General features: G+C 67.3%; 22 protein-coding genes. 6 read left to right on the forward strand and 16 right to left on the reverse strand.

Annotation, left to right across the window (positions count from 1 at the left end):
- Positions 1 to 17 precede the first annotated feature (17 nt).
- Positions 18 to 1238, reverse strand: a complete 1221-nt coding sequence (locus tag AGI3411_RS13415; protein ID WP_129527860.1) for an MFS transporter — start codon at positions 1236 to 1238, stop codon at positions 18 to 20.
- A gap of 173 nt (positions 1239 to 1411) precedes the next feature.
- Here AGI3411_RS13415 and AGI3411_RS13420 point away from each other — a divergent pair, with 173 nt between their 5' ends.
- Positions 1412 to 2344 carry a LysR family transcriptional regulator gene (locus AGI3411_RS13420; RefSeq protein WP_129527861.1) on the forward strand — a complete coding sequence of 311 codons (933 nt, stop codon included), beginning with the start codon at positions 1412 to 1414 and terminating at the stop codon, positions 2342 to 2344.
- A gap of 3 nt (positions 2345 to 2347) precedes the next feature.
- Here AGI3411_RS13420 and AGI3411_RS13425 read toward each other — a convergent pair whose 3' ends face one another.
- The 9 genes from AGI3411_RS13425 to AGI3411_RS13465 form a co-directional block, all read right to left on the reverse strand.
- Entirely contained in the window at positions 2348 to 3364 is a 1017-nt protein-coding gene (locus AGI3411_RS13425; protein ID WP_129527862.1) for a Bug family tripartite tricarboxylate transporter substrate binding protein, read from the reverse strand.
- Between the two features lie 38 nt (positions 3365 to 3402).
- Positions 3403 to 4635, reverse strand: coding sequence for a CaiB/BaiF CoA transferase family protein (locus tag AGI3411_RS13430; protein ID WP_129527863.1), 1233 nt, complete (start codon positions 4633 to 4635; stop codon positions 3403 to 3405).
- A gap of 49 nt (positions 4636 to 4684) precedes the next feature.
- Positions 4685 to 5263, reverse strand: a complete 579-nt coding sequence (locus tag AGI3411_RS13435) for a UGSC family (seleno)protein (RefSeq protein ID WP_129527864.1) — start codon at positions 5261 to 5263, stop codon at positions 4685 to 4687.
- A gap of 33 nt (positions 5264 to 5296) precedes the next feature.
- Positions 5297 to 6409: a hypothetical protein gene (locus AGI3411_RS13440; RefSeq protein ID WP_129527865.1), complete on the reverse strand. Its 1113-nt coding sequence runs from the start codon at positions 6407 to 6409 to the stop codon at positions 5297 to 5299.
- A 206-nt stretch (positions 6410 to 6615) separates the two neighbouring features.
- On the reverse strand, positions 6616 to 8628 hold the full coding sequence (locus AGI3411_RS13445) for an acetyl/propionyl/methylcrotonyl-CoA carboxylase subunit alpha (protein WP_129527866.1): 2013 nt from the start codon (positions 8626 to 8628) through the stop codon (positions 6616 to 6618).
- Between the two features lie 56 nt (positions 8629 to 8684).
- Entirely contained in the window at positions 8685 to 10292 is a 1608-nt protein-coding gene (locus tag AGI3411_RS13450) for a carboxyl transferase domain-containing protein (protein ID WP_129527867.1), read from the reverse strand.
- Between the two features lie 233 nt (positions 10293 to 10525).
- The gene (locus AGI3411_RS13455; protein ID WP_129527868.1) at positions 10526 to 11707 is read right to left on the reverse strand and encodes an acetyl-CoA C-acetyltransferase; all 1182 of its coding nucleotides are present in this window, start codon (positions 11705 to 11707) and stop codon (positions 10526 to 10528) included.
- A gap of 33 nt (positions 11708 to 11740) precedes the next feature.
- Positions 11741 to 13603 (reverse strand): bifunctional isocitrate dehydrogenase kinase/phosphatase, encoded by a 1863-nt coding sequence (gene aceK / locus AGI3411_RS13460; RefSeq protein ID WP_129527869.1) that lies wholly within the window; start codon positions 13601 to 13603, stop codon positions 11741 to 11743.
- 10 nt (positions 13604 to 13613) lie between these two features.
- On the reverse strand, positions 13614 to 14792 hold the full coding sequence (locus AGI3411_RS13465) for an isovaleryl-CoA dehydrogenase (RefSeq protein WP_129527870.1): 1179 nt from the start codon (positions 14790 to 14792) through the stop codon (positions 13614 to 13616).
- 246 nt (positions 14793 to 15038) lie between these two features.
- On the opposite strand from AGI3411_RS13465, the gene AGI3411_RS13470 reads away from it, so the two are divergent.
- Positions 15039 to 16214 (forward strand): M20 aminoacylase family protein, encoded by a 1176-nt coding sequence (locus AGI3411_RS13470; protein WP_129527871.1) that lies wholly within the window; start codon positions 15039 to 15041, stop codon positions 16212 to 16214.
- 60 nt (positions 16215 to 16274) lie between these two features.
- A complete protein-coding gene (locus AGI3411_RS13475; protein WP_129527872.1) occupies positions 16275 to 17246 on the forward strand; it encodes a Bug family tripartite tricarboxylate transporter substrate binding protein in 972 nt (323 codons plus the stop codon).
- A gap of 49 nt (positions 17247 to 17295) precedes the next feature.
- Here the strand turns inward: AGI3411_RS13475 and AGI3411_RS13480 are convergent, their stop codons facing one another.
- Positions 17296 to 17676, reverse strand: a complete 381-nt coding sequence (locus tag AGI3411_RS13480) for a MerR family transcriptional regulator (RefSeq protein ID WP_062681471.1) — start codon at positions 17674 to 17676, stop codon at positions 17296 to 17298.
- A 73-nt stretch (positions 17677 to 17749) separates the two neighbouring features.
- Between AGI3411_RS13480 and AGI3411_RS13485 the strand changes: the two genes are divergently transcribed.
- Positions 17750 to 18817 (forward strand): MBL fold metallo-hydrolase, encoded by a 1068-nt coding sequence (locus AGI3411_RS13485; protein WP_129527873.1) that lies wholly within the window; start codon positions 17750 to 17752, stop codon positions 18815 to 18817.
- Between the two features lie 28 nt (positions 18818 to 18845).
- Here AGI3411_RS13485 and AGI3411_RS13490 read toward each other — a convergent pair whose 3' ends face one another.
- A complete protein-coding gene (locus tag AGI3411_RS13490; RefSeq protein WP_129527887.1) occupies positions 18846 to 19472 on the reverse strand; it encodes a LysE family translocator in 627 nt (208 codons plus the stop codon).
- Positions 19473 to 19601: 129 nt separating this feature from the next.
- Here AGI3411_RS13490 and AGI3411_RS13495 point away from each other — a divergent pair, with 129 nt between their 5' ends.
- Together AGI3411_RS13495 and metC are read left to right on the forward strand one after the other, a co-directional pair.
- Entirely contained in the window at positions 19602 to 20327 is a 726-nt protein-coding gene (locus AGI3411_RS13495; protein WP_129527874.1) for a nitroreductase, read from the forward strand.
- A 442-nt stretch (positions 20328 to 20769) separates the two neighbouring features.
- A complete protein-coding gene (gene metC, locus AGI3411_RS13500) occupies positions 20770 to 21963 on the forward strand; it encodes a cystathionine beta-lyase (RefSeq protein ID WP_129527875.1) in 1194 nt (397 codons plus the stop codon).
- A gap of 16 nt (positions 21964 to 21979) precedes the next feature.
- Here the strand turns inward: metC and AGI3411_RS13505 are convergent, their stop codons facing one another.
- The 4 genes from AGI3411_RS13505 to AGI3411_RS13520 form a co-directional block, all read right to left on the reverse strand.
- Complete coding sequence (locus AGI3411_RS13505; protein ID WP_208748090.1) at positions 21980 to 22945, reverse strand: alpha/beta hydrolase; 966 nt, start codon at positions 22943 to 22945, stop codon at positions 21980 to 21982.
- The gene (locus AGI3411_RS13510; RefSeq protein WP_129527876.1) at positions 22924 to 24135 is read right to left on the reverse strand and encodes an ABC transporter substrate-binding protein; all 1212 of its coding nucleotides are present in this window, start codon (positions 24133 to 24135) and stop codon (positions 22924 to 22926) included. Before AGI3411_RS13510 ends, AGI3411_RS13505 begins: the two co-directional genes overlap by 22 nt.
- A 207-nt stretch (positions 24136 to 24342) precedes the next feature.
- On the reverse strand, positions 24343 to 24972 hold the full coding sequence (locus AGI3411_RS13515; RefSeq protein WP_129527877.1) for a thiol:disulfide interchange protein DsbA/DsbL: 630 nt from the start codon (positions 24970 to 24972) through the stop codon (positions 24343 to 24345).
- 81 nt (positions 24973 to 25053) lie between these two features.
- On the reverse strand, positions 25054 to 25386 hold a 333-nt coding region (locus AGI3411_RS13520; protein WP_208748092.1), incomplete at its 5' end, for an SPOR domain-containing protein.

A 25386-nucleotide genomic window follows, 5' to 3' on the forward strand; every position in this document is an offset into this window, starting at 1 on the left:
CCGGCTCCGCGGCGGTGTCATGCCGGGGTCAGCGTGCGCAGCTTGCGCAGTTCGGGGAACCACCACATCCACAGCCCCGCTACCGCCACGGTGCCGACGCCGCCGATCACCACTGCGGGCACCGCGCCGACCAGGGCGGCGAGCATGCCGGACTCGAATTCGCCAAGCTGGTTGGAGGCGCTGACGAACAGCGTGTTGACCGCGCTGACCCGGCCCAGCATATGGTCGGGCGTATTCAGTTGCACCAGCGAGGACCGCACCACCACGCTGATGGAATCGGCTGCGCCCAGTACGACCAGCGCGCCCACCGACAGCGGGATCGAGGTGGACAGGCCGAACACGGTGGTGGCAAGGCCGAACAGGATCAGCGCGCCGAACAGCAGCCGTCCCACGTGCTCGCCCAGGCTCAGCCGCGCCAGCGTGAGGGACATGAGCATGGCGCCGCAGGCGGGGGCGGCGCGCAGCGCGCCCAGCGCCCAGGGGCCGGCGTTCAGGATGTCCTTGGCGAAGATGGGCAGCAGCGCGGTGGCGCCACCCAGTAGCACGGCGAACAGGTCCAGCGACAGGGTGCCCAGCAGCAGGCGGCGCTGGAAGATGAAAGTGATGCCCGCGAACAGCGTGCGCCAGGTGGTCGGTTCCTTGCGCGGGGGCGCGCGGTCGATGGCCATGCTGGCGATGGAGGCGAAGGCGGTCAGGTACATCGCGGCGGCCACGCAGTAGATCCAGCCCGCGCCCAGGCCGTAGCCGACGCCGCCCAGCGCGGGCCCGGCGATCTGCGCGATCTGGCCGCCCGAGGACGACAGCGCGGTGGCGCGCGGCAGCCAGGCGCGCGGCACGATGGCGGGAATCAGCGTGGTGAGGGTGGGCGCCTCGAAGGCGCGCGCCGAACTCATGACGATGAGCGTGGCGTAGATCAGCGGCCTGCCGCCCAGGCCATGGAGCGCGGCCGCCGCCAGCGTCAGCGTGGCCAGGGCCTCGATGGCCATGCAGATAGCCACGATCTTGCGGCGGTCGTAGCGGTCGGCCACGTGGCCGACCACCAGCGTCAGCGCCGCCATGGGCAGGAATTGCGCCAGCCCGATCAGGCCCAGGTCCAGCGCGCTGCCGGACAGTTCGTAGATCTGCCAGCCCACCGCGACGGACACGATCTGGAAGGCCAGCGACGCGCCCACGCGGGCGCAGAGGAAATGCAGGAAGGCGGGACGGGTAAGCGGACTGGGGGAGTCGGGGGCGGGCATGGAAGGGGTGGGAGGGATTTTGCGGCCTGGGCCGGATCCGGCATTCTAGGGACAATCCGCTGACGGGAAACTAAGAGCCTCGGGGGCGCCCAGGCGCCGTTTATGCATGAAATGGCGCCGGGATGCCTATACTTCCGTTTCACGCATTGCCACTTCCGACGGGTATTCCAGCCATGGCCACGCTTCCCGATCTGCGCTCGCGCGAGCTGCAGGCAATCTGCACACTCGCTGAATGCGGCAGCTTCGTCGCCGCGGCGTTGACGATGAATGTTTCCCAGCCGGCGCTGACGCGCACCGTGCAGCGGGTGGAGAAGGCCCTGGGGGTTGCGCTGTTTCATCGCTCCACGCGGCGCGTAGAGACCACGGCGGCGGGCCAGGAGTTCGTGACGCTGGCGCAGCGGGTGCTGGCCGATCTGCGCATTTCCGTGGAGAACATGCGCGAAATCTCCGACGAATTGCGCGGCCGCAATATTGTGTCGGCGGTAATGTCGGTGGCCTACACGCAATTGCCTCGCATCGTCGCCCGGTATCGCGAGTCGCGCCCGGGCATCGAATTGCAGGTGCGCGAAGGCGTGCACGGCACCGTGATGGATGACGTGCGCAGCGGCGTCGCGGACATGGGCATCACCTATATCGATGACGTGCCGAACGAGTTTTCGGTGGTGTCGCTGGGCCGCGAGGCTTTTCATGTGGTGATGCCGCGCAATCATCCGCTGTCCGCGCGGGCCGGGGTGACGCTGGAAGCGCTGGCGCCGTACGCCCAGGTATCGCTGCCCCGGGAGGCGCAGACCCGGCGGCTGATCGACAGCCATGCGGCGATTGCCGGCGTTCCCCTGCGGCATACGGTTACCGTGAGCCAGTTCGCTACCGTGATGCAGTTTGTCTGGGCGGGGGTGGGCGTGGCGATTGTGCCGGGCGGCGCGGTGCCGGCCGCGCTGAGCGCGGACCTGGTGGCGCGGCCGCTGACCAGGCCGGCCTTGAGCCAGGCGATCGGCGTGGTGTTTCTCAAGGACCGCGGCCTGACCCCAAGCGCCAACGGCTTCCTGGCGCAATTGCGCAGCGATTGGGTTCAGGTTGTTGCTCCGGCGCGTTCGCGGCGCCGCTAGGGCCTATTGCAGCCGGATGCCGGCAAGCTTCACGAGTTCCGCGTACCGCTTGGCCTCGCTGCGGCAGTACGCGTCGAAGTGTTCCGGCGTATCGCCTATCGGCATGGCCTGCGCCTCGATCAGGCGGGTTCGCACGTCCGGCTGCTGCAGGATGCCGCTGACCGTGCGGTAAAGGCGCGCGATCAGATTCGGGGGCGTTTTCGCCGGGACCCACATGCCGTACCAGGTGCTGAGGTTGACCGTCGGGTAGCCGAGTTCGGCGAAGGTCGGCACGTCCGGCAGCGCGGCCACGCGTTGCGGCGCGGTGACGGCCAGCGCGCGCAGCTTGCCACCCTTCACCAAGGCGATCGACGATGGCATGGAGTCCAGCATGTAGGTGACCTGGCCGCCGACGACATCCGTCAGCGCGGGGGCGCTGCCTTTGTACGGCACGTGGGTTACGTCGAGTTTGGCCGCCGCTTTGAACGCTTCGCCGGCCAGATGCCCGGGCGTGCCATTGCTGGACGAGGCGAAGTTGTGGCGGCCGGGCTGGGAGCGGACCAGGGCGATCAGGTCCGCCACCGAGCGCACCGGGGAATTGGCGCTGACGATCAATTGGATGGGCGTGGAGGCCAGGTTGGTGATGCCGCTGAAGTCCTTCAGCGGATCGTGCGACATGTTGGGGTACAGCGAAGGATTGATCAGCTGCCCCGACACATTGATGAGCAGCGTGTAGCCGTCCGGCGCGGCCTTGGCCACCATGTCGGCGCCTATCATGCCGCTGGCGCCCGGGCGGTTCTCGATGACGACGGATTGGCCGAGCTTCTCGGAGAGCGTGGCCGAGACGATGCGGCCGACGATATCGGTCGGGCCGCCGGGCGGATAGGGGATGACGACCCGCAGCGGCTTGGACGGGTAATCGCTTGCGGCCAGCGCGCGGGCGCCGCCGCCGATGACGCTCAGGGCCGCGCCGGCGGTGCCGATGAGCAGGCGGCGCCTGGTGGGACTGACGGCTGCCTTAGCGTGAACGGATGGTTCCATGGTTTGTCTCCCTTGTCGCCTTCTTGTGTGGGAACAGCTCAGGGTCCGACTGCGATCGCGCCATTGCGCCGCAGTTCGGCAAGCGCCTGCGGCGCCAGTCCGAGCACTTCGCGCAGTACCGGCTCTGTGTGGGAGCCCAGCACCGGTGGAGCGCTGCGGTATTCCACGGGTGTCGCTGAAAGATGCAGCGGGTTGCCGACCAGGTCGGCACAGCCCGCTTGCGCGTCCGGCATCGGCACGCGCATGCCGCGCTGCAGGACCTGCGGGTCGGCGAACACCTCGGCCAGGCCATTGATGGGGCCGCAAGGCACCCCCAGCGCCTCCAGCTCGCGCAGCCAGTGCGCGCTGGGATACAGCGCCATTCGCGCCTGGATCAACGGGATCAGCGTGTCGCGCGAAGCCAGCCGCGCGGTGTTGTTGGCGTAGTGCGGATCGTCCGCCAGGTCCGGCAGGCCGAGCGCGCCGCAGAACTTGCGGAACTGCGTGTCGTTGCCCACGGTAACGATGACGTAGCCGTCGCGGGTGGCGAAATCCTGGTACGGCACGATGTTGGGGTGAGCGTTGCCCAGGCGCGCCGGTTCGCGGCCGCTGGCCAGGAAGTTCATGGCCTGGTTGGCCAGCACGGCGACCTGCACGTCCAGCAGGGCCACATCGACATGCTGGCCCTCGCCCGTGCGGTCGCGGTGCGCCAGCGCCGCCTGGATGCCGGCGGTGGCGTACAGGCCGGTCAGGATGTCAGTGAGCGCCACGCCTACCTTCAACGGCCCGGCGCCGGGCTGGCCGTCTTCGCGGCCGGTGATGCTCATCAGGCCGCCCATGCCCTGGACCAGGAAGTCGTAGCCGGGGCGGCCAGCGTAAGGCCCGCTCTGCCCAAAACCCGTAATAGAGCAGTACACCAGGCCCGGATGCGCGCGCTTCAGCGTGTCGTAGTCCAGGCCGTAGGCCTGCAGGCCGCCCACTTTGAAGTTCTCGATGAAGACGTCGCACTGCGCCGCCAACGCCGCCACCAGACGCCGGCCTTCGGGCGTGGCGATGTCGACGGCGACGGATTTCTTGTTGCGGTTGGCGCCGGCGAAATAGGCCGATTGCGCCACCTCGCCCCATTGGGGATCGCTGATCCACGGCGGCCCCCAACCGCGGGTATCGTCGCCCAGGCCGGGGCGCTCGATCTTGATGACTTCCGCGCCCAGGTCGGCCAGCAACTGGCTGGCCCAGGGGCCGGCCAGCACGCGCGAAAGGTCCAGCACCCGCAAGTGCGACAGTGCGCCCATCTTTCCCCTCCCCGTTTGCGCCGCGGCGCGCCGCGATGGAACGCCGCCGCTACTGAAGCGCCACGCGCAGCGCCATTGGCGCTTTGGTTCCCAGCCAGACCTGTTGCGCCTGCTCCTTGATCTGCGCCACGCGCTGCGCGATTTCATCGGCCGTGATGGAGCTGACCGGGTGCGCGATCACGACGGGCTCCAACGTCTTCATGCCGATGGCCTGCCGCGTCAGTTCGGTTTCACGCGCGAACTCGGTGGTGATGATGACCGCGCTGGGCAGGCCCAGGCGTTCCAGCGCGATCGAGTCGCGCACGCAGGCCGAGCAGCACGAGCCGCAATCGCCGATGGCGGTCAGCACGATGTCGTTCTCGGCCGCGATGCGCGCGATCAATTCAGGCGCCGCGTCTTTGGAGAAGCTGTGCTTGACGTAGTAGTTCACCTCGGCGAATCCAATCGCTTCGCTCAAGGCGGCGACGGCGCCGCGCAACAGCTTGTTGGCATTCCATTTGGAGTTGTCCAGAATGCCCAGGCGCAGGCCGGCCAGGCTTTTCTTGCGCGCCGACACCGGCGCGTCCTCGAAGCGCAGCACGCCGCGCGGATCGAATACCGCGACTTTTTCCGCGTCATTCATCAACATGTCTCTCTCCTGGTTTCGCAGGCCGCTGCCTGGCTAGATGGCGCAGGCGCCGCTGGTGCAATCGGAACTCTCGGCGTTCGCGCCGTCGACCGCGCGCAGCACCGGCGTGCTCATGCTGCCCCAGCCCGGGATCAGCACGGAGAAGCGGCCGGCCTCGCCGCCCATCACGAATAGATGGATATGGTCGGGGCTGTGCACGATGGGGATGCGGGTGTCGTCCTCGCGCTTGTAGTACTTGGGCAGGTTGCGGTTGTAGACCTTGCCGTAGCGGTGGCCGTAAGCGAGGTCGATGAAGCGGTTGCCGTGATTGACGTACAGGTAGTTGCGCACGTCGGCGCGGGACCAGCCATATTTGCCGATGGTCTGCGCGTGCTCCAGGCCCAGCACCACGGCGATATGGCCGCCCAGCACCGCGCTGTTGGAGGCGATGGTGCTCATGGCCGAGCACATCGTATCGAGGATGCCTTCGGGGTCGTTCGAGATATGGTTGGTCACGCTGTGCGGGGCCTCGGCCGCCATCGCGAAGACGGTGGAGTCCTCGGGTTTGTAGCCGTGCTCCACGTGATACGGCGCCAGCGGGCTTTGCAGTTCGTTCTCGCAGACGCAGTAGGTGTATTTGCCGGGGTGACCCAGCGTGCTCTTGTCCAGGTCGCCGGGCCAGCCGCCGCCCACGTTGAGCATGATGAGGCGCAAGGCCCGGCCGATGGTGGCGTTGGCGCGGTTGCCGGAGCCGAAAGCGTTGACGCCGCCGTTCATGCCGATTTCGCGGGCGATCGGCCCGTTGACCACGAGCAGGGGCGAGGCCACGTGCGTGGTTGCTTGCACCCCGTTGAGGTTGAAGGCCTGGTCGGTAATGGCCTTTACGCCCGCCAGCACCACCGGCGCGTATTCGGCCTTGCAGCCGGCCATCACCATGTTGATGGCCAGGACTTCACGCGTAAGCTCGCCCCAGCGCGGTGCGACGCGGGCTTCTACGAAGTCTGCGTCCCCGCCCAGCCGGGCCACGATCTCGTCGATCTTTTCCCGGGTCGGCGGCACAACCGGCAAGCCGTCGGTGAAGCCCCGCTCGTAGTAGTACTCGACCAGGTCTATTCCGGCCGGCACCATGCTCACGGGCGATGCCTTGGTTTGCATAACCGCACTCATGGGAATCTCTCCTCGTTGCTGTCGGATGACGTTGAGACGAGCATAGGAGTGCGGGCTTATCTATAACAAGAACAATCTATTTCTCTAAATGATTGTGTAAAACGCATAAATTGATTTGCTGCGGCGCACCGACAGCAGAAAAAAACGGGGCGGCCCGTGAGCCGCCCCGATCCGTTCAAGCGGCGCTAACCGCCGCTGGCATGGGCTTATTCGCCGATCGCCACCAGCTCCGCGCCTTCCGTTACCTGGTCGCCCACGGCATAGAACACTTCCTCCACCTTGCCGTCCGCAGGGGCGGAGATGGTGTGCTCCATCTTCATGGCTTCCATGACCAGCAGGGGCTGGCCTTTCTCGACGGTGTCGCCGGCCTTGACCGAGATGGAAATGATCTTGCCCGGCATGGGCGCGGTCAGCCCGCCGCCGTGTTCGCCCTGCGTGTCTTGCGAATGCGCCAGCGGGTCGTAGAGCTCCAGCATGTGGGAGCCGGCGTCGGTGAAGACGTTGGCGCGGCCGGCATGCAGCACCACCGTGCCGGCGCTTTCGTGGCCGTCGAGCGTGATGCGCAGGCCGTAGGCGAGGTTCGGGTTGGCGCTGGCGTGGGCGCGCCACAGGAAGGCCTGCGGGCCGTCGCCGCAGTCCAGCGTCCAGGCCGCGCCGTCGCGCGCGATGACCGCCTTGCGGGCCGTGCCGTTGTCCACCCATTGCAGTTCACGGTGGTAGCGGCCGCCCAGGCGCCAGCCGTCGCGGGCGTCCCAGGGATCGGCGCCGGCCTTGCCCGTCGCGCCCAGGCCCTGGCGCACGAGCACCGCGGCGCTGGCCAGGGCCAGTACCGAAGCGCTGGCGGCTTCGGGCTCGGGCAGCAGCGTGGCGCGCTGGCGCTCGATGAGGCCGGTGTCCAGGTCGGCGGCGGCGAAGGCGCTGTCCTTCATCAGCCGCGACAGGAACGCGACGTTGGTCTGCACGCCCACGGCCTGAGTCTGCGCCAGGGCCTGCAGCATACGGGCGCGGGCCTGGTCGCGGTCCGCGCCATGCACGATCAGCTTGGCGATCATGGGGTCGTAGTAAGGCGTGATCGTGTCGCCCATGCGCACGCCGCCGTCGACCCGGATGTCGCCGTTGGTGAACGCTGTGTGCGCCGGCAGGCCCAGGTAGGCCAGGGTGCCGATGGACGGCAGGAAGCCCTTCTCGGGGTTCTCGGCGTAGATGCGGGCCTCGATGGCGTGGCCCTGGATGCGCAGGTCTTCCTGGCGCGCGGGCAGCGGCTGGCCGGCAGCCACGCGCAGCTGCCATTCCACCAGGTCGTGCCCCGTGATCATTTCAGTGACCGGGTGCTCGACCTGCAGGCGCGTGTTCATTTCCATGAAATAGAAGCGGCCATCGGGCTCGGCGATGAATTCCACCGTGCCCGCGCCCACGTAGCCCACGGCGCGCGCGGCGGCCACGGCGGCCTCGCCCATGGCGCGGCGGCGCGCTTCGGTCATGCCGGGCGCGGGGGCTTCCTCGATGACCTTCTGGTGGCGGCGCTGCACCGAGCAGTCGCGCTCGAACAGATAGACGCAGTTGCCGTGAGTGTCGGCGAACACCTGGATTTCGATGTGGCGCGGCTTTTGCAGATAGCGTTCGATCAGCACGCGGTCGTCGCCGAAGCTGGATGCGGCCTCGCGCTGGCAGGAGGCCAGCGCATCCAGGAAGGCACCCGATGATTCCACCACGCGCATGCCCTTGCCGCCGCCGCCGGCGCTGGCCTTGATCAGCACGGGATAGCCGATGGCGTCGGCCTGGGTCTTGAGGAATTGCGGGTCCTGGTTGTCGCCGTGATAGCCCGGCACCAGCGGCACGCCGGCTTTTTCCATCAGGGCCTTGGCGGCGGATTTGCTGCCCATGGCCGCGATGGCGGAAGCGGGCGGGCCGACGAAGGCGATGCCGGCGTCGGCGGCGGCTTTCGCGAAGTCTTCGTTTTCGGACAGGAAGCCATAGCCGGGGTGGATGGCCTGCGCGCCGGTGTCGCGCGCGGCTTGCAGGATGGCGTCGGCGCGCAGGTAGCTGGCGCGCGGCTCGGCGCCGCCGATGTGCACGGCCTGGTCGCAGGCGGCGACGTGACGGGCATTGGCGTCGGCGTCGGAATACACCGCGACGGTGCGGATGCCCATCCGGCGGGCGGTAGCGGCCACGCGGCAGGCAATTTCGCCGCGGTTGGCGATCAGCAAAGTGTCGAACATGGATGTCATCCAGTCTGAAATTATTTTTGAACTGCGGAGTAGGCGGCCCGGCCGCCCTACATCCGGAATACGCCGAACTTCGTGTCTTCGATGGGCGCGTTCAACGCCGCAGACAACGCCAGGCCCAGCACGCGCCGCGTGTCGGACGGCGCGATGATGCCGTCGTCCCAGAGCCGCGCGGTGGCGTAGTACGGGTGCCCTTCGCGTTCGTACTGTTCGCGGATGGGTGTCTTGAAGGCGGTTTCCTCATCCGCCGACCACTGGCCGCCGCGGGCCTCGATGCCGTCGCGCTTGACCGTGGCAAGCACGCTGGCCGCCTGTTCGCCGCCCATGACCGAGATGCGGGCGTTGGGCCACATGAACAGCATGCGCGGGGAATACGCGCGGCCGCACATGCCGTAGTTGCCGGCGCCGAACGAGCCGCCGATCAGCACGGTGAATTTCGGCACGTTGGCCGTGGCCACTGCCGTCACCATCTTGGCGCCGTGGCGGGCGATACCTTCGTTCTCGTACTTGCGGCCCACCATGAAACCGGTGATGTTCTGCAGGAAGACCAGCGGGATCTTGCGCTGCGCGCACAGCTCGATGAAGTGCGCGCCCTTCTGCGCGGACTCCGAGAACAGGATGCCGTTGTTGGCGACGATGCCCACCGGCATGCCGTGGATATGGGCGAAGCCGGTAATCAGGGTGGGGCCGAAGCGCGCCTTGAATTCATCGAACTCGGAGCCGTCCACGATGCGTGCGATGACTTCGCGCACGTCGTAGGGCTTGCGCGTGTCGGCGGGAATGATGCCGTTGAGTTCGCTCGGGTCGTAGCGTGGTTCGCGCACCGGCACGGTGGCCAGCGGCTGAGGCTTCTTGCGGTTCAGGCGCGCTACCGCGTTGCGCGCCAGCTGCAGCGCGTGCATGTCGTTGGCGGCCAGGTGGTCGGCCACGCCGGACAGGCGCGTGTGCACGTCGCCGCCGCCCAGGTCCTCGGCGCTGACTTCCTCGCCCGTGGCGGCTTTCACCAGCGGCGGGCCGCCCAGGAAGATGGTGCCCTGGTTCTTGACGATGATGGACTCGTCGCTCATGGCGGGCACGTAGGCGCCGCCGGCGGTGCAGGAGCCCATCACCACGGCGATCTGCGAGATGCCCTGCGCGGACATCTGCGCCTGGTTGTAGAAGATTCGGCCGAAGTGTTCGCGGTCGGGGAACACCTCGTCCTGTTGTGGCAGGTTGGCGCCGCCCGAATCCACCAGGTAGACGCAGGGCAAGTGGTTCTGCGCGGCGATTTCCTGCGCGCGCAGGTGCTTCTTGACCGTCATCGGATAGTAGGTGCCGCCCTTGACCGTGGCGTCGTTGCAGACGATCACGCATTCGGTGCCCGCCACGCGCCCGATGCCGGTAATGACGCCGGCGCCCGGCGCTTCGCCGCCATACATGCCGTGGGCCGCCATGGGCGACAGTTCCAGGAACGGGGTGCCCGGATCGATCAGGTTCTCGACGCGGTCGCGGGGCAGGAGCTTGCCGCGCGCCACGTGCTTGGCGCGCGCGGCTTCGCTGCCGCCCAGCGCGGTGTGCGCCAGTTTCTCGTTCAGATCGTCCAGCTGCGCCTGCATGGCACGCGCATTGTCGGTGTAGTCCTGCGACCGCGTATTGATGCGGGATTCGATGATGGGCATGGGGTTCCACCCGTCCTGCTTGTTGGAAATTTGAAGGCGCTCGTCGAGCGGTTTGTCTCGTTGCCCGGTGCGGCGGGCATGCTTGCCGGAATCGGTGCCGGAGAGGGATTTCGTTGCGCCTTTCCTGCATGGCGCGCGACCGACCCGTCGCGCACAACGCCATGCAAAAAAGGCGCAGCGGAATCCGTCTGGCGCAGGCAAGCCCCGGAGGGCCTGCCTGCGCCGATGCCGCGTTAGATCATTTCGATGGCCATCGCCACGGCTTCGCCGCCGCCGATGCACAGCGTGGCGACGCCGCGCTTGCCGCCGGTCTTGCGCAGCGCGCCGACCAGCGTAGCCATCAGGCGGGCGCCGGACGCGCCGATCGGGTGGCCCAGGGCGGTGGCGCCGCCGTGGACGTTGACCTTTTCATGCGGGAGCTTGAAATCGGCCATGGCGGCCATGGTCACCACCGCGAAGGCTTCGTTGATTTCGTACAGATCCACGTCCTCGGCCTTCCAGCCGGTCTTGGCGAATAGATTCTTCAGCGCGCCCACGGGGGCCGTGGTGAACCAGTTGGGTTCCTGCGAATGCTGGCTGTGGGCCACGATGCGGGCCAGCGGCTTCACGCCGAGTTTCTCGGCGGTGGAGGCGCGCATCAGCACCATCGCGGCGGCGCCGTCGGAGATCGAGGACGAGTTGGCGGCGGTGACCGTGCCATCCTTCTTGAACGCGGGCTTGAGCGTGGGGATCTTCTCCGGCATGGCCTTGGTGGGGGCTTCGTCGGTGTCGATCACGGTGTCGCCCTTGCGGCCGGCCACGGTGACGGGGGCGATTTCCCACTTGAAGCTGCCGTCTTCCGACGCGGCGCGGGCGCGGCGCAGCGACTCCAGCGAGAAAGCGTCCTGCTGCTCGCGGGTGAAGGAATACTTGGACGCGCAGTCTTCGGCGAACACGCCCATCGCCTTGCCCTTGTCGTAGGCGTCTTCCAGGCCGTCCAGGGCCATGTGGTCGTAAACCGTGTTGTGGCCGTAGCGGTAGCCCTGGCGGCCCTTGAGCAGCAGGTACGGCGCGTTGCTCATGCTTTCCTGGCCGCCGGCGACGACGATGTTGGCGCTGCCCGCGGCCAGCAGGTCATGGCCGAACATGGCGGCCTTCAGGCCCGATCCGCACACCTTGTGGATGGTGGTGCAAGCCACGCCCAGCGGCAGGCCCGCGCCCAGCGCGGCCTGGCGCGCGGGAGCCTGGCCCTGGCCGGCCTGCAGCACGTTGCCCATGATGACTTCTTCGACCTGCTCGGGCTTGATGCCCGCGCGTTCGACGGCGGCCTTGATGGCGACCGAGCCCAGTTCGTGCGCGGCCAGGCCGGACAAGGCGCCCAGCATGCCGCCCATGGGCGTGCGGGCGACGGAAACGATGACGATGGGATCTGACATGACTAGCTCCTGTGAGGGGCGGGACAGCTCGGGTTACGAGGCCGCGTCGGTGCCCGGCGGGCGTTCCGGACGCAGGCGTCTGTCCGTATCGTAAGGGAAAAATTCTTCAATCCGGCCTTGCGCAACGTGCGTGCGGCAGGCCTGCCACCATTGCGGCTCCAGCAGGTCCGCATGGTGACGCATGAAGGCGCCGCGCACCCGCGCGTCGCCCAGCAGGAAGCGGCCGAATTCTTCCGGAAATACGTCGTTCGGGCCGATGGCGTACCAGGGTTCCGACGCCATTTCCGCCTCTTCGTTGGGCGCGGGCGGGATACGCCGGAAATTCATTTCCGTCATGCGCTGGATTTCGTCGTAGTCATAGAAGACGACCCGCCCCAGCCGCGTCACGCCGAAGTTCTTGTACAGCATGTCGCCGGGGAAGATGTTGGCCGCGGCCAATTGCCGGATGGCGTCGCCGTACTCGCGCACGGCCGGGTCCAGCAGCGCGTCGGATGCCTGTTGCAGGTACAGGTTGAGCGGGGTCATCCGCCGTTCGATGTAGACGTGGCGGATGAGCACCGTGTCGCCCGTGACCTCGATCAGGCTGGGAACCAGCCGGAGCAGCTCATCCAGCAGCGCCGGCGCGAAACGGCCGCGCGGCAGCGCCACCTGGGAATATTCCCAGGTGTCGGCCATGCGGCCCACGCGGTCGTGCAGTTTCACCATCTGGTACTTGCGCCGCACGGTCGCGTGGTCCATGCCGTCTTTGTCGATGTGGTCCTTGATCAGCTTGAAGACGTAGGGATAGGACGGCAGCGTGAACACGCACATCACCATCCCCTTGATGCCGGGCGCGATGTCGAACGCGTCGCGCGAATGGGCCAGGTGATGCAGGAAGTCGCGGTAGAACAGCGTCTTGCCCTGCTTCTGCAGGCCGATCATGGTGTAGAGCTCGGCCTTGGGCTTGCGCGGCAGCAGGCTGGACAGGAAGTTCACCACCGCGGCCGGCGTTTCCATGTCGACCAGGAAGTAGGCGCGGGTGAAGCTGAACAGGGTGCTCAGGTCGTCCGCGCCCAGCAGCAGGGCATCCAGCCGGACCTGGCCGGCCGGATTGCGCGTGAGCGCCACGGTGAACGGATACACCGTGGATTGATTGATCAGGCGGCCGACGATGTAGGCGCCCTTGTTGCGGAAGAACAGCGAACCCAGCGCGTGGATCTGGCAATCGCTGGCGATGCGCCGGCCCACGTGGCGGGGAAGCTGGGCGCGCAGCTGCTTTACCGCCGCGCGCGCCAGCAGACGGGTGTCGCGGGGCAGGTCTTCGAAGGGCAGCGCCAGGCCGAAATCGGCCACCATGCGGATCAGGCTTTTCTGCAGGCCTTCGGCCACCGGGTAGTACACCCGGTAAGACGGCTTGTGGCTGTCCAGGTAGTCGGTGGCCACGGCCGGGCGCACGAACAGGAAATCGTTGTGGAAATAGTCGCGGTGCAGGATGCGGCACGACACTGAGTTGAAGAAGGTCTCGGCGCATTCGGGTTGCCGGTGCTCGCCCAGCAGGCCCACGTATTCCTGCTTCACTTGCTGCCAGAACGCGGTTTTCGCCGCGTCCAGCGGCGCGGGGGCGTCGGCGCCGTTCGCGCCCGGGGCTGCGCCGCCGGCCCGCCCGCGCAGCGCGCCTTCCAGTTGCGAGGCGCACTCGCGCACCCGCATGTCGTAGTACTCGATGCGCTCGCGCGACAGGTGCTGGATGCCGTGCCAGTCGCCGGATTCGAACAGCGCCTTGGCGCGCTGGGCGCTATAGCGGAACAGCGCGTAGTGGCGGTCGAACCCCGCCAGGATCAGCTGCGCGACGTCCAGCGGCGAGGGCCCCGGGGCGGGGGCCTGCTCGATGTGCTGGACGTCGGACAAGCGGATCATGGCGGCGCGCTCAGGCGGTTTCGTTGAACAGCTCGCGGCCGATCAGCATACGGCGGATTTCGCTGGTGCCGGCGCCGATCTCGTACAGCTTGGCGTCGCGCCACAGGCGGCCGACGGGGTATTCGTTGATGTAGCCGTTGCCGCCCAGGATCTGCACGCCTTCGCCCGCCATCCAGGTGGCCTTCTCGGCCGTGTACAGGATCAGCGCGGCGCAATCCTTGCGGACCTGGCGCACGTGTTCCGTCCCCAGCTTGTCCAGGTTCTTGCCGACCTGGTAGCAGAAGGCGCGGCTGGCCTGCAGCGTGGTGTACAGGTCGGCGACCTTGCCCTGGATCAGCTGGAATTCGCCGATGGCCTGGCCGAACTGCTTGCGGTCGTGGATATAGGGAACGACCACGTCCATCACGGCCTGCATGATGCCCAGCGGGCCGCCGGACAGGACGGCGCGTTCGTAGTCCAGGCCGCTCATCAGCACCTTGACGCCGCCGTTGACCTGGCCCAGCACATTTTCCTCGGGGATTTCGCAATCCTGGAACACCAGTTCGCCGGTGTGGCTGCCGCGCATGCCCAGCTTGTCCAGCTTCTGCGCCACGGAAAAGCCCTTGAAGCCCTTTTCCACCAGGAAGGCGGTGATGCCGCGCTGATGCGCCTCGGGATCGGTCTTGGCGTAGACCACCAGGGTGTCCGCGTCGGGGCCGTTGGTGATCCACATCTTGGTGCCGTTCAGCACGTAGCGGTCGCCTTTTTTCTCGGCGCGCAGCTTCATGCTGACCACGTCGGAACCGGCGCCCGGCTCGCTCATGGCCAGCGCGCCCACGTGTTCCCCGGAGATCAGCTTGGGCAGGTACCTGGCCTTCTGGGCCGCCGTGCCGTTGCGGTTGATCTGGTTCACGCACAGGTTGGAGTGGGCACCGTAGGACAGGCCGACAGACGCGCTGGCGCGGGAGATTTCCTCCATCACGACCATGTGGGCGAGATAGCCCAGGTTGGCGCCGCCGTATTCCTCGTCGGCCGTCATGCCCAGCACGCCGAGTTCGCCGAACTTGCGCCAGAGATCCATCGGGAACTGGTCGCTGCGGTCGACTTCTGCGGCGCGCGGCGCGATCTCGGCCTGCGCGAAATTGCGCACCGCGTCGCGCAGCATGTCCAGATCTTCGCCCAAGTCGAAGTTCAGGCCGGGAAGATTCATCGCTGTCTCCGTGATAGTAGGTACTTACTTTTATATGGGCGCCCGCTGTCGGCGCCAAATTGCCCCGCGTGGCTCATGATGCGCCGATCGGTCATCGCAAGGCAATGATGCACTGCAAATATTACGTTTACGTAAACGTAAATTGGAGTCGGGTTATCCCTAGGTAAATGCATTCTCCCGGGGGAGTTGCCATGGGTACTATTCCAGCCGATCCTTGAACCTTGAATGACTGCGACGGAGTTTGCTGTGCTGGAACTATCCAACCTGGACGAAATTGTGGCGCTGCGGCGCGACCTGCATGCCCACCCGGAGCTCTGCTATGAAGAGCACCGCACCGCCAAGGTGGTCGCGGACACGCTGCGTGGCTGGGGCATCGAGGTGCATACGGGCATCGCCAAGACCGGCGTGGTCGGCGTGATCCGGCGCGGCACGTCCAGCCGCGCCATCATGCTGCGGGCCGACATGGATGCGCTGCCCATGCAGGAAGAGAACCAGTTCGAGCACCGCTCGCGCCACGAGGGCAAGATGCACGGCTGCGGCCATGACGGCCACACCGCCATGCTGCTGGCGGCGGCGCAGCATCTGCAGACGGCGGGCGGCTTCGACGGCACGGTGTACCTGTGCTTCCAGCCGGCCGAGGAAGGCGGCGCGGGCGGCCGGGCCATGATCCAGGACGGCCTGTTCGAACGCTTCCCCTGCGAGGCCGTGTTCGGCATGCACAACTGGCCGGGCCTGCCCGCCGGCACCTTCGGCGCCTGCGCCGGCCCGATGATGGCGGCCGCCAACGGTTTCAAGATCACGGTGCGGGGCAAGGGCGGCCATGCCGCGGCGCCGCAGGACTGTAACGACCCGGTGCCGGCGCTGTTCGCCATCGGCCAGTCGCTGCAGACCATCCTGACGCGCAGCAAGCGCCCGCTGGACGCCGCCGTGTTGTCGATCACCCAGGTGCAGGCGGGCGGCAGCGTGATCAACGTCATCCCCAACACCGCCTGGCTGGGCGGCTCGGTGCGCGCCTACCGCAGCGAGGTGGTCGACCTGATCGAGCGCCGCATGAACGAAATCGCCGGCAACATCGCGGCCGCGCATGGCTGCGAGGCCGACGTGTTCTTCGAGCGCCGCTACCCGGCGCTCGTCAATACCGCGGCCGAAACCGAGTTCTGCATGGAAGTCATGCGTGAAGTCGCGGGCGAGGACCAGGCCCGCGTGATCGAGCCGGCCATGGCCTCGGAAGACTTCGCTTTCCTGCTGCAGGAAAAGCCCGGCTGCTACGTCTTCCTGGGCAACGGCGACGGCGAGCACCGCATGGCGGGCCACGGCCTGGGACCCTGCATGCTGCACAACGCCAGCTACGACTTCAACGATTCCCTGATTCCGTCGGGCGCCTCCTACTGGATCCGCCTGGCCCAGCGTTACCTGGCCTGAAGGTATTCAGGCCCCCGCATTTCCTGTCGCAGTGCTACGCAACATCATCATTAGGACAACATGAAAAAGAAGACTTTGTTGATCAAGGCCGTGGGGACGGCCCTGGCAATCCTGGCCGGCGGCGCGATGGCGCAAGGCTGGCCGGCCAAGCCCGTTACGCTGGTGGTGCCCTATACCGCGGGCGGCAGCGCCGACGCGATCGGACGCCGCCTGGGAGACGTGCTGCGCAAGGAAGCGAACGCGACCGTCATCGTCGAGAACAAGCCGGGCGCCGGCGCATCGGTCGGCACCGATTTCGTGGCGCGCGCGCAGCCGGACGGCACGACGCTGCTGCTGGCCTCCACCAGCCCGCTGACGATCTTCCCGCACCTGGCCAAGACCAACTACGACCCGATGAAGGACCTGACGCCGGTGGCCAGCGTGGCCGTGGCGCCCGTGGCCATCGTGGCGACCAAGGCATTGCCCGTGAAGGACTTCGCGGGCCTCGTCGATTACGCCAAGTCGCACCCGGACGGCGTGCGCTATGGCACGCCGGGCCAGGGCACCGTCGCCCACATCGGCATGGCGGCGGTCACCGCCCAGACGGGCACCAAGATGCTGCACGTGCCCTACCGCGGCAACAGCCAGGCGCTGACCGACGGACTGGGCGGCGTGGTGGAACTGCTGGTGGTCAATAGCGACGTGGTGCTGCCGCACGTCGCCAACGGCGCGCTCAAGCCGCTGGCCGTGATGGCCCCGCAGCGGCTGGCCGCCTGGCCGGACGTGCCGACCATGGCCGAACTGAAGCTGCCGCAGGCGCAGTACTACTCGAACTTCGGCGTGTTCGCACCCGCAAACCTGCCGCCGGCGGTGGCGCAGCCGCTGCAGGCGGCGCTCGCGAAGGCCGTGGCCAGCCCCGAATTCCAGGATCTGCTGGCCAAGTCGTACCTGCAACCCGGCACCGCCGCGGGCGACGCCTTCGTCAAGCAGGTGCAGGCGGAATACGCAAGCAATGCCCGCCTCATCAAGGAAGGCAACATCAAGGCGGATTGATCGCCGGGCCGCGGACGCAGCCTTGGGGCCTGCGTCCGCGCCTGGATGTTCAGGGCTTCTGAGCGAGCAGTTCGCGGCATTGCCGCTCTTGCAGCGAGATTTCCTGCAGCGTGTCTTCGATGTCGCGGCGCTGCTGTTCCAGGGTGGCGCGGTGCTGTTGCAATACGCTCAGGTACTGGCGCAGCTGGACCTCGGTGTCGCCCGGGCCGTCATACATGTCGATCAGGGTCAGGATCTCGGACAACTGCAGGCCCAGGCGCTTGCCGCGCAGGGCCAGTTTCAGGCGCGTGCGGTCGCGCGGCCCGAAGATGCGGTTGCGCCCCTCGCGCGCCGGGCTGACGATCCCCTGGTCTTCATAGAAGCGGATCGTGCGGGGCGTGACGTCGAACTCGCGCGCGAGTTCGGAGATGGTCCAGGTTGACGAGGGCATGCGAGGTGTGGCAGTTTACGTAAACGTAAATTATGATGACTTGACTCGAACGTCAAGCGTGGAGCGAGAGGCAATGAACCCCAACGAGCAGAAATTGCAGTACCCCTGGGCCGATTTCCAACCCGAGGCCGGCCGCGCGCACGTGGTGGCGGAAGGGGTCAAATGGATACGGATGCCTTTGCCGTTCGCGCTGGATCATATCAACCTCTGGCTATTGCGCGACAACATCGACGGCAAGGACGGCTGGACCATCGTCGATTGCGGCATTGCGCGCGACGAGGTCAAGGCGCTGTGGGAACAGGTCTTCGAGAACGAGCTGGAAGGCCTGCCCGTGTTGCGCGTGTTGGTCACCCACATGCACCCCGACCACGTCGGCCTGGCCCACTGGCTGTGCGAGCGCTGGAACGCCCCGCTGTGGATGACGATGACGGACTTCATGGTGGCCTCGCTGTGGTCGTCGCGCCGCGGCGACGCGGGCGCGGGCCCCGGCGGCCAGGCGGCGGTGGAGCATTTCGCCCGCCACGGCCTGACCGATCCGGACGCGCAGGAACAGATCCGCCAGCGCGCCAACTACTATCCCAATCTGGTGCCGGCGATGCCGTCGCGCTACACGCGCATCCTGCACGGCGACCAGGTCCGCATCGGCGGGCGTGACTGGCGCGTGATCGTGGGTTACGGGCATGCGCCGGAACATGCATCGCTGTTCTCGCCGGACTTGGGCGTGCTGATCTCGGGGGACATGGTGCTGCCGCGCATTTCCACCAACGTCAGCGTGTTCGACTACGAGCCCGACGCGAACCCCCTGCCGCTCTACCTGCGCTCGCTGGACCGCTATGCGGACCTGCCCGAGGACACGCTGGTGCTGCCTGCGCACGGCCGGCCGTTCAAGGGCCTGCACGAGCGCATCACCCAGCAGCACGACCATCACCGCGACCGCCTGGCGGAAGTGCTGGAAGCCTGTACGGGCCAGCCCCAGTCCACGTCGGACATCGTGCCCGTGCTCTTCAAGCGCAAACTGGACCTGCACCAGCTGACCTTCGCCATGGGCGAGGCGCTGGCGCACCTGCATGCCCTCTACTTCGAAGGCAAGCTCAAGCGTGAGCTGGGCGCGGACGGAATCATGCGGTTTTCGGCTACCTGACCGCAGCCGGCAAGGCGGCGCCGCGCCCTTAGCGCGTGGCGGTCGCCAGCCGCAGGGCCAGGCCCACGAATACCAGCGCGGCGATCCGGTTCAGCCAGCGCTTGGCGGTCGCCGAGCGCTGCAGCAGTTCGCCGAATGCGCCCGAAAAGAACGCGATGGCGCCGAACACCAGCAGCGTGGACACCATGAAGACCGCGCCCAGTTGCATGGTCTGCACGCCCACGGACCCGCGCGCGGGCGAAGTGAATTGCGGCAGGAAGGCGAAGAAGAACAGCAGCACCTTGGGGTTGGTCAGGTTCATTACGATGCCGCGGCGGTACAGCGCGCCCGGCTTCATGGGCTCCGGGCGCGTGCCGGCATCGGCCCCGACCGGCGCGCGCAGGATCTGCCAGGCCAGATAAGTCAGGTACGCGGCGCCCGCCAGTTTGAGCACGGTAAAGGCCTCGGGCGAGGCCGCGAACACGGCGGCCAATCCCACGGCTACGGCGGCGGTATGCCCCAGCAGGCCCGTGCATAGCCCCAACACCACATACATGCCCGCCTTGCGGCCCCAGATGGCCGACTGCATCAGCACGAAAATATTGTCGGGCCCGGGGGTCAGGGCCAGCAGCACGGCAATGCCGAAGAAGGTGATCAGGGTATCGATGGGCAGCATGGGTTTCGCCTGGAACGGGTCGGCCGGATACCGCGAGGCCGGAGATGGCATCATAAAGGCATTCGTATCAATGAGCGCCCTATGCGTCCCCGGCGGGACGTTCCGGGCCCGACAAGGAGAGACAAGTCCATGCCCCCCAATCTTGCGCAGCCGCGCACGGCCGATTCAACCAGCACCGATACGCGCCCGGACGCCCCGCTCGAATCCTGGCTGCACGCGCGCCACAGCTGCCGGGCGTTCCTGCCCGACCCGGTGGCCCGCGCCACCATCGAGCGCATCCTGGCCCTGGCACAGCGCACGGCCTCCTGGTGCAACTGCCAGCCCTGGCAGGTGGCGATTACCGAGGGGGCGGGCACGGACCGCTTGCGTAGCGCGTTGCAGCGCCGCGCGGATGAGGCCGGCTTCACGCCGGACTTTCCCTTCCCGCGCGAGTACCAGGGCGAGTACCTGGCGCGGCGGCGCGAGTCGGGCTTCCAGCTCTACGGCGCGGTGGGCGTCGAGCGCGGAGACCGCGAGGCGTATCGCCGCCAGGAGATGCGTAATTTCCAGCTGTTCGACGCTCCGCACGTGGCGATCATCACCACTGATGCGGCGCTGGGCGAGTACGGGGCGGTGGACTGCGGCGGCTATGTTGCCAATTTCATGCTGGCGGCCCAGGCCAATGGCGTGGCGACGGTGGCGCAGGCGTCGCTGGCCATGTACCCGGAAGTGCTGCGTTCGGAACTGGGCATCGCCGAGGGCCGCCGTGTGGTCTGCGGGATTTCCTTTGGCTACGCCGATACCGCGCATCCCGCCAACAGCTACCGAACCCGCCGGGCGGAGCAGGCCGAGACCGTTAGTTGGGTCACGGACTAGAGACAGGGCTTCGAGTTTGCGGATGTCAGGGTTCTAAACCGCCGAGGCTGCCCTGCGCCATTCCGATGCTCGGCCCCATTGGGGCTGCGCTTCGGATGGCTCCGGGGTCCTCGGCTGACAGCCGCGTCATGCGATGGTTTTTTTTGCCGCTGGGCCGCCCCAAGGCAAAAACGCCCCCTTGGGGGGCAGCAAGCCGAAGGTGCGGCGTGGAGGCCTTTTCCCCCTCTGCCGCGGGCAGATTTCGTGAGCCGGGGGCCGGGCGGAGGGATCCGAAGCGCAGCCCCACTGGGGCGAGCATCGGAATCCCGCAGTCCGGACACCGGCGGCTCAAGAACTCCAGCCTCACAAAACCCAACGTCAACAATCCAACCCAAAATGCTCTAAGGTTCATCCTATCCGTTTCTCTTTCCCGCCTTTCCACTAGCCAGCCGTCCTCCAGAAGATGCCTACGAAACACATCGACACCATCCTGCAGCATGCGGGCACCGCCCCGTTCAACCCCGAGACCGGCACTGCGCCCGTGCCGCTGCCTCCGATGCGGGCCAGCACGGTGCGCTTCGAGAACATCGCCGCGCTTGAGCAGGCGCAGCGCAGCAAGGCTGCCGGCGGCCGCGCGAGCACCTACGGTCGCATGGGCATGGACACGCATGCCGCGCTGGAGCAGGTCTTCACGCAGCTCGAAGGCGGCACGCACTGCTACCTGGCGTCGTCGGGCCTGTCGGCGATGACCATGGTCATGCTGGCCCTGTGCTCGGCGGGCGACCACGCCCTGATCTCGGACTGCGTGTACGGGCCGATGCGCGAGCTGGACGATGCCGTGTTGAAGCGCATGAACATTGAGATCACCTATTTCGCGGCCGGCGAGGACCTGGACGAGCTGGTGCGTCCGAACACCAAGCTGCTGTACGTGGAGTCGCCGGGGTCGCTGTTGTTCGAGATGCTGGACATGGGCGCGATGGCGGCCGTCGCGCAGCGCCACGGCCTGGTGCTGACCACCGACAACACCTGGGGTTCGGGCTATATCTACCGCCCGCTGACCCTGGGCGCGCAGGTGTCCGTCATCGCCGGCACCAAATACGTGGGCGGGCATTCCGACCTGATGCTGGGCGCCGTCGTCACCAACGACGAAGCGATCGCCCGCAAGCTGAACCGCACGCAGTACGCCATGGGCTACTCCATCAGCGCGGACGACGCCTGGCTGGCGTTGCGCGGCGTGCGGACCATGCCGATCCGCATGGCGCAGCACGCGCGCCATGCCATGCAGGTGTGCGAATTCCTCAAGAGCCGTCCCGAGACCGTGCGCCTGTTCCATCCGGCCTGGCCGCAGGATCCGGGCCATGCCCTGTGGCAGCGCGACTGCACGGGCTCCAACGGCATGCTCTCCGTCGAGCTGCGCCTGTCGCCAGCGGCGGCGCGCCAGTTCGTGGATGCGCTGACGCTGTTCGGCATCGGCTTTTCCTGGGGCGGCTACGAAAGCCTGGTGCAGCTGGTGTCGGGCAAGGATTTGTCCAAGCACCGCTATTGGGGCGAAGGCGATAACGCGCTGGTCCGCCTGCACATCGGCCTGGAGTCGCCCGAGGACATCATCGCCGACCTGGCGCAGGCCCTGGACAAGGCGGCGGCCGTCCAGGGGTGACGTGAAGGCGGCGCGGTCAGATGGCCGCGCCGCGTATCCAGGCGCCGATGCGCGCGGCGATGTCGCCGCTGTTGTCGTCCATCATGGGCATGTGGGAATTGCCCGCCACGCCCATGTCGGCCAGGCGCCAGGTCTCGACCCGCGCGCCGTGGCGCGCCAGTTCGTCCGCATAGGCCTTGCCCGTGACGCACAGCCGCTCCCAGAGCGGGGTGGCGTCCAGGTAGTCGCCATAGACGAACAGAAAGGGCTTGTCCGCCACGCTGGCGGCGGCCACATCGGGCGAGAACCCCGAGGGCTCGATGCCGATCACGCCGCGCACCAGCTCGGGCCTGGCGTGGAGCGCGCGGTAGGCCACTTCGCCGCCGTGGCTGTGCGCCAGCACCAGGCAAGGGCCGACGCGATCCAGCACGGCGCAAAAGCCTTGCAGGGCCGCATCGTTATTGCCCAGCCAGCGTGGCACCGCGTGACGGATGAAGTTGTCGAACTCCGCCAGCGGAAAGCGCAGTCCATCGAAGGCGCGCCGCGCGGCGTAGTCTTCGGCGCGGCCGAACCGGAACAGCGACCAGCTTTCCTCAGCGTTGCGGATGATGGGCGGCTCCGGCCAGACCTCCGTGAAGGGCGCCCAGCCCGCCCGGCCCCGCTCGACGTTGTCGACCACGTACACCGCGTGCCCCTGCCGCAGGAAATGCTGCAGCCAGCCCGGCCGGCCGTCGGGGGTCTGTTCCCACATCGCGCCCGTCATGCCGCCGCCGTGCAGCAACACGATGGGCAGGGGTTGGGCCAACTGCGCCGGGATGAAGTACTGCACGTAGGCCTGCTCGAAGTGATACAGGCCGTTGGGGTCGTAGTTCAGTGAGGCGCTCTGGGTGAACGCGATCTCGCGTTGCGGCAGGCCGGTGATGTTCACCTGCCTGCCGCCCGCGTAGAAACTGCCGAAATCGGCCAGCGCCAGGGGCGGGCTCATGGCTTGGTCAACGGGCATTGGCTTTCCGACAGCGGCCAGGCGAGCGCGTCGCCGGGAATGTTGCGCACGATGTTGTAGTAGTCCCAGGGCGCCTTGGATTGTTCAGGCGTCTTGACCTGCGCCAGCATCATGTCGCGCACCACCAGCCCGTCCTGGCGGATGCGCGCGTTCAGGCTGAAGGGGTCGTCGATGGGCAGCGACTTCATCTTCGCCATGACGGCATCGGAATCGGTTGTGCCGGCCGCCTTCACTGCTTGCAGGTAGTGGCGCACGGAGCCGTACACGCCCGCCTGCAGGAAGGTGGGAGGACGGCCGACGCGGGCCTCGAACTTCTTGGTGAAGGCGCGCGTGCCATCGTTCATGTCCCAGTAGGACGGCACGGTCAGGTAGGTTTTCTGCGCCGCCTGCAGCCCCAGGCTGTGCACGTCGGTGATCAGCAGCAGCATGGCCGCCAGGCGCTGCGTGCTGCCGATGCCGAATTCCGCCGCTTGCTTGATGGCCGAGATGGTGTCGCCGCCCGCGTTGGCGATGGCGATGATCTGCGCCTTGGAGCCCTGGGCCTGCAGCAGGAAGGACGCGAAGTCCGAGGCGTTCAAGGGGTGGTAGACCGTGCCCACCACTTCGCCGCCATTGGCCTTGACCACGGCTTCGGTGTCCGCCGCGAGCTGCTTGCCGAAGGCGTAGTCCGAGGCCAGGATGAACCAGCGTTTGTTGCCTTCGTTTACCACCGCGGTTGCTGTGCCGCGCGACAGCGCGTAGGTGGTGTAGGTCCATTGCACGCCGTAGGGCGAGCACTGCGCCTGCGTCAGCGCGGTGGTGCCGGGGCTGGAGAACAGCACCAGCTTTTTCTTTTCGCGCGCGATGCCCTGCACCGCCAGCGCGACCGACGAGTTGGGCACGTCCACGACCACGTCCACGCCGTCGGTGTCGTACCACTTGCGCACCATGCTGCTGCCGATGTCGGGGCGGTGCTGGTGGTCGCCCGATACCAGGGAGATGGGCTTGCCCAGCACGCTGCCGCCCATTTCCTCGATGGCCAGCCGGGCCGCCTCGACGGAGCCTTTTCCGGTGGCATCGGCGGTGACGCCCGCCATGTCGGTAAGGACGCCGATCTTCACGCCGTCGGCGTCGCTGGCATGGGCCAGGCCAGCGGCCAGGGCCAGGCACAGGCCCGCCGCCGCGCGGCTGCGCAGGAATCGCTGTTTCATTTGTCTTCCACCCGTTGGATGCCGCTGTCGCGGCGATTTATTGTGCGGAAAGTGTAATGCTCCCGCGCCGCGCGTACTACGTGCGCTTGCCGCTCCGCCTGGGGCGTCCGTTCTTGCCAAGGCCGGGCCACGGTTTTGCGAGGGCGCAAGATGCAAAAACGCCCCGGCCGTTGGGCTCGGGGCGTTGCCGATGCGGATGGTGGCGTATTACTGGCGCGCCATCGGGATCAGTTTGTCCACTTCCTTCAGGGCGCCTTCGTAGCTGTTGCCCGCCATGACCGGCGAGGTCATGAACTTGCCGCCGACGGCGAACGACGGGGTGCCGTCGATGCGGTAGGCGTCGGCCAGCTGGGTGGCGCGCTGCACTTGGGTCTGCACGCTGAACGAATCGAAGACCGAATCGAACTTGGCGCGGTCCACGCCCTGCGACGCGGCCCACTCGCCCATGGCCTTCTTGTCGAACAGGCGCTTGTGCTCGCCGTGGATGGCCGTGAAGACCTTGGCGTGCAGGTCGGGACGGTCCAGGGCCAGCAGCGTGTAGTAGAGCTGCTGCAGCGGCTTCATGCCGGCGTTGAACGCGATGGGGATCTGCTTGAGCACCACGTCGGGGGGCGCGGTCTTGGCCCAGTCTTCGACCAGCGGTTCGATCGCGGCGCAGTGCGGGCAGGTATAGGCGAAGAACTCCAGGACTTCCACTTTGCCCGGCGTGTCCGACGGCAGCGGCGGATTGATGGGCACGTATTGCTGCGTGCCCTGGGCGTGGCTCGCCGGGCTGAAGAAAGCCGTGGCGGTCAGCGCGGCCGCGGCCAGGATGCGAATAATCTTGGAGGACAGCATGGATGAGAGGTTCCTGAGTAAAAAGTTACAGACAGGCCCAGGGCCGGATAAGTTCAATGCCTGCGCCCGCGAGGCGCGCCCTTATTGGCGCACCACCGCGGTTTCGATCTTGTTCTCGCCCAGCCTGCCGCGGGCGCGGTTCATGTCGTCCAGGCGCGCAAACGGCCCTACCCTGACCCGGTTGATGGGCTTGCCGTTCACTTCGGCCTTTTGCACGGCGACCGGCAGGCCCAGCAGGATGATGCGGGCCTTCAGGGTTTCCGCGTCGTTTTCGCCCCGGAAGGCGCCTGCCTGCAGGTAATAGGTCCCCGTGGCCGCGGAGGCGGCAGGGGCCGGCTTGGCTGCCGCCGCCGGCGCGGCGGCCGGGGCCGCCTTCGAGATGGGCGTCGGCGCGGCGCTGGGCGCGGGGGCGGG

Source organism: Achromobacter agilis (assembly GCF_900496965.1).
Lineage (GTDB): Bacteria > Pseudomonadota > Gammaproteobacteria > Burkholderiales > Burkholderiaceae_B > Achromobacter > Achromobacter agilis.

Coding starts and splice junctions, on each gene's coding strand:
- AGI3411_RS13475 (WP_129527872.1), top strand. CDS start 16,275: ATGAAAAAGAAGACTTTGTTGATCAAGGCCGTGGGGACGGCCCTGGCA.
- AGI3411_RS13430 (WP_129527863.1), bottom strand. CDS start 4,635: ATGGGCGCACTGTCGCACTTGCGGGTGCTGGACCTTTCGCGCGTGCTG.
- AGI3411_RS13510 (WP_129527876.1), bottom strand. CDS start 24,135: ATGAAACAGCGATTCCTGCGCAGCCGCGCGGCGGCGGGCCTGTGCCTG.
- AGI3411_RS13425 (WP_129527862.1), bottom strand. CDS start 3,364: ATGGAACCATCCGTTCACGCTAAGGCAGCCGTCAGTCCCACCAGGCGC.
- AGI3411_RS13490 (WP_129527887.1), bottom strand. CDS start 19,472: ATGCTGCCCATCGATACCCTGATCACCTTCTTCGGCATTGCCGTGCTG.
- AGI3411_RS13440 (WP_129527865.1), bottom strand. CDS start 6,409: ATGAGTGCGGTTATGCAAACCAAGGCATCGCCCGTGAGCATGGTGCCG.
- AGI3411_RS13435 (WP_129527864.1), bottom strand. CDS start 5,263: ATGTTGATGAATGACGCGGAAAAAGTCGCGGTATTCGATCCGCGCGGC.
- aceK (WP_129527869.1), bottom strand. CDS start 13,603: ATGATCCGCTTGTCCGACGTCCAGCACATCGAGCAGGCCCCCGCCCCG.
- AGI3411_RS13495 (WP_129527874.1), top strand. CDS start 19,602: ATGCCCCCCAATCTTGCGCAGCCGCGCACGGCCGATTCAACCAGCACC.
- AGI3411_RS13480 (WP_062681471.1), bottom strand. CDS start 17,676: ATGCCCTCGTCAACCTGGACCATCTCCGAACTCGCGCGCGAGTTCGAC.
- AGI3411_RS13515 (WP_129527877.1), bottom strand. CDS start 24,972: ATGCTGTCCTCCAAGATTATTCGCATCCTGGCCGCGGCCGCGCTGACC.
- metC (WP_129527875.1), top strand. CDS start 20,770: ATGCCTACGAAACACATCGACACCATCCTGCAGCATGCGGGCACCGCC.
- AGI3411_RS13415 (WP_129527860.1), bottom strand. CDS start 1,238: ATGCCCGCCCCCGACTCCCCCAGTCCGCTTACCCGTCCCGCCTTCCTG.
- AGI3411_RS13465 (WP_129527870.1), bottom strand. CDS start 14,792: ATGAATCTTCCCGGCCTGAACTTCGACTTGGGCGAAGATCTGGACATG.
- AGI3411_RS13450 (WP_129527867.1), bottom strand. CDS start 10,292: ATGCCCATCATCGAATCCCGCATCAATACGCGGTCGCAGGACTACACC.
- AGI3411_RS13455 (WP_129527868.1), bottom strand. CDS start 11,707: ATGTCAGATCCCATCGTCATCGTTTCCGTCGCCCGCACGCCCATGGGC.
- AGI3411_RS13505 (WP_208748090.1), bottom strand. CDS start 22,945: ATGCCCGTTGACCAAGCCATGAGCCCGCCCCTGGCGCTGGCCGATTTC.
- AGI3411_RS13445 (WP_129527866.1), bottom strand. CDS start 8,628: ATGTTCGACACTTTGCTGATCGCCAACCGCGGCGAAATTGCCTGCCGC.
- AGI3411_RS13420 (WP_129527861.1), top strand. CDS start 1,412: ATGGCCACGCTTCCCGATCTGCGCTCGCGCGAGCTGCAGGCAATCTGC.
- AGI3411_RS13485 (WP_129527873.1), top strand. CDS start 17,750: ATGAACCCCAACGAGCAGAAATTGCAGTACCCCTGGGCCGATTTCCAA.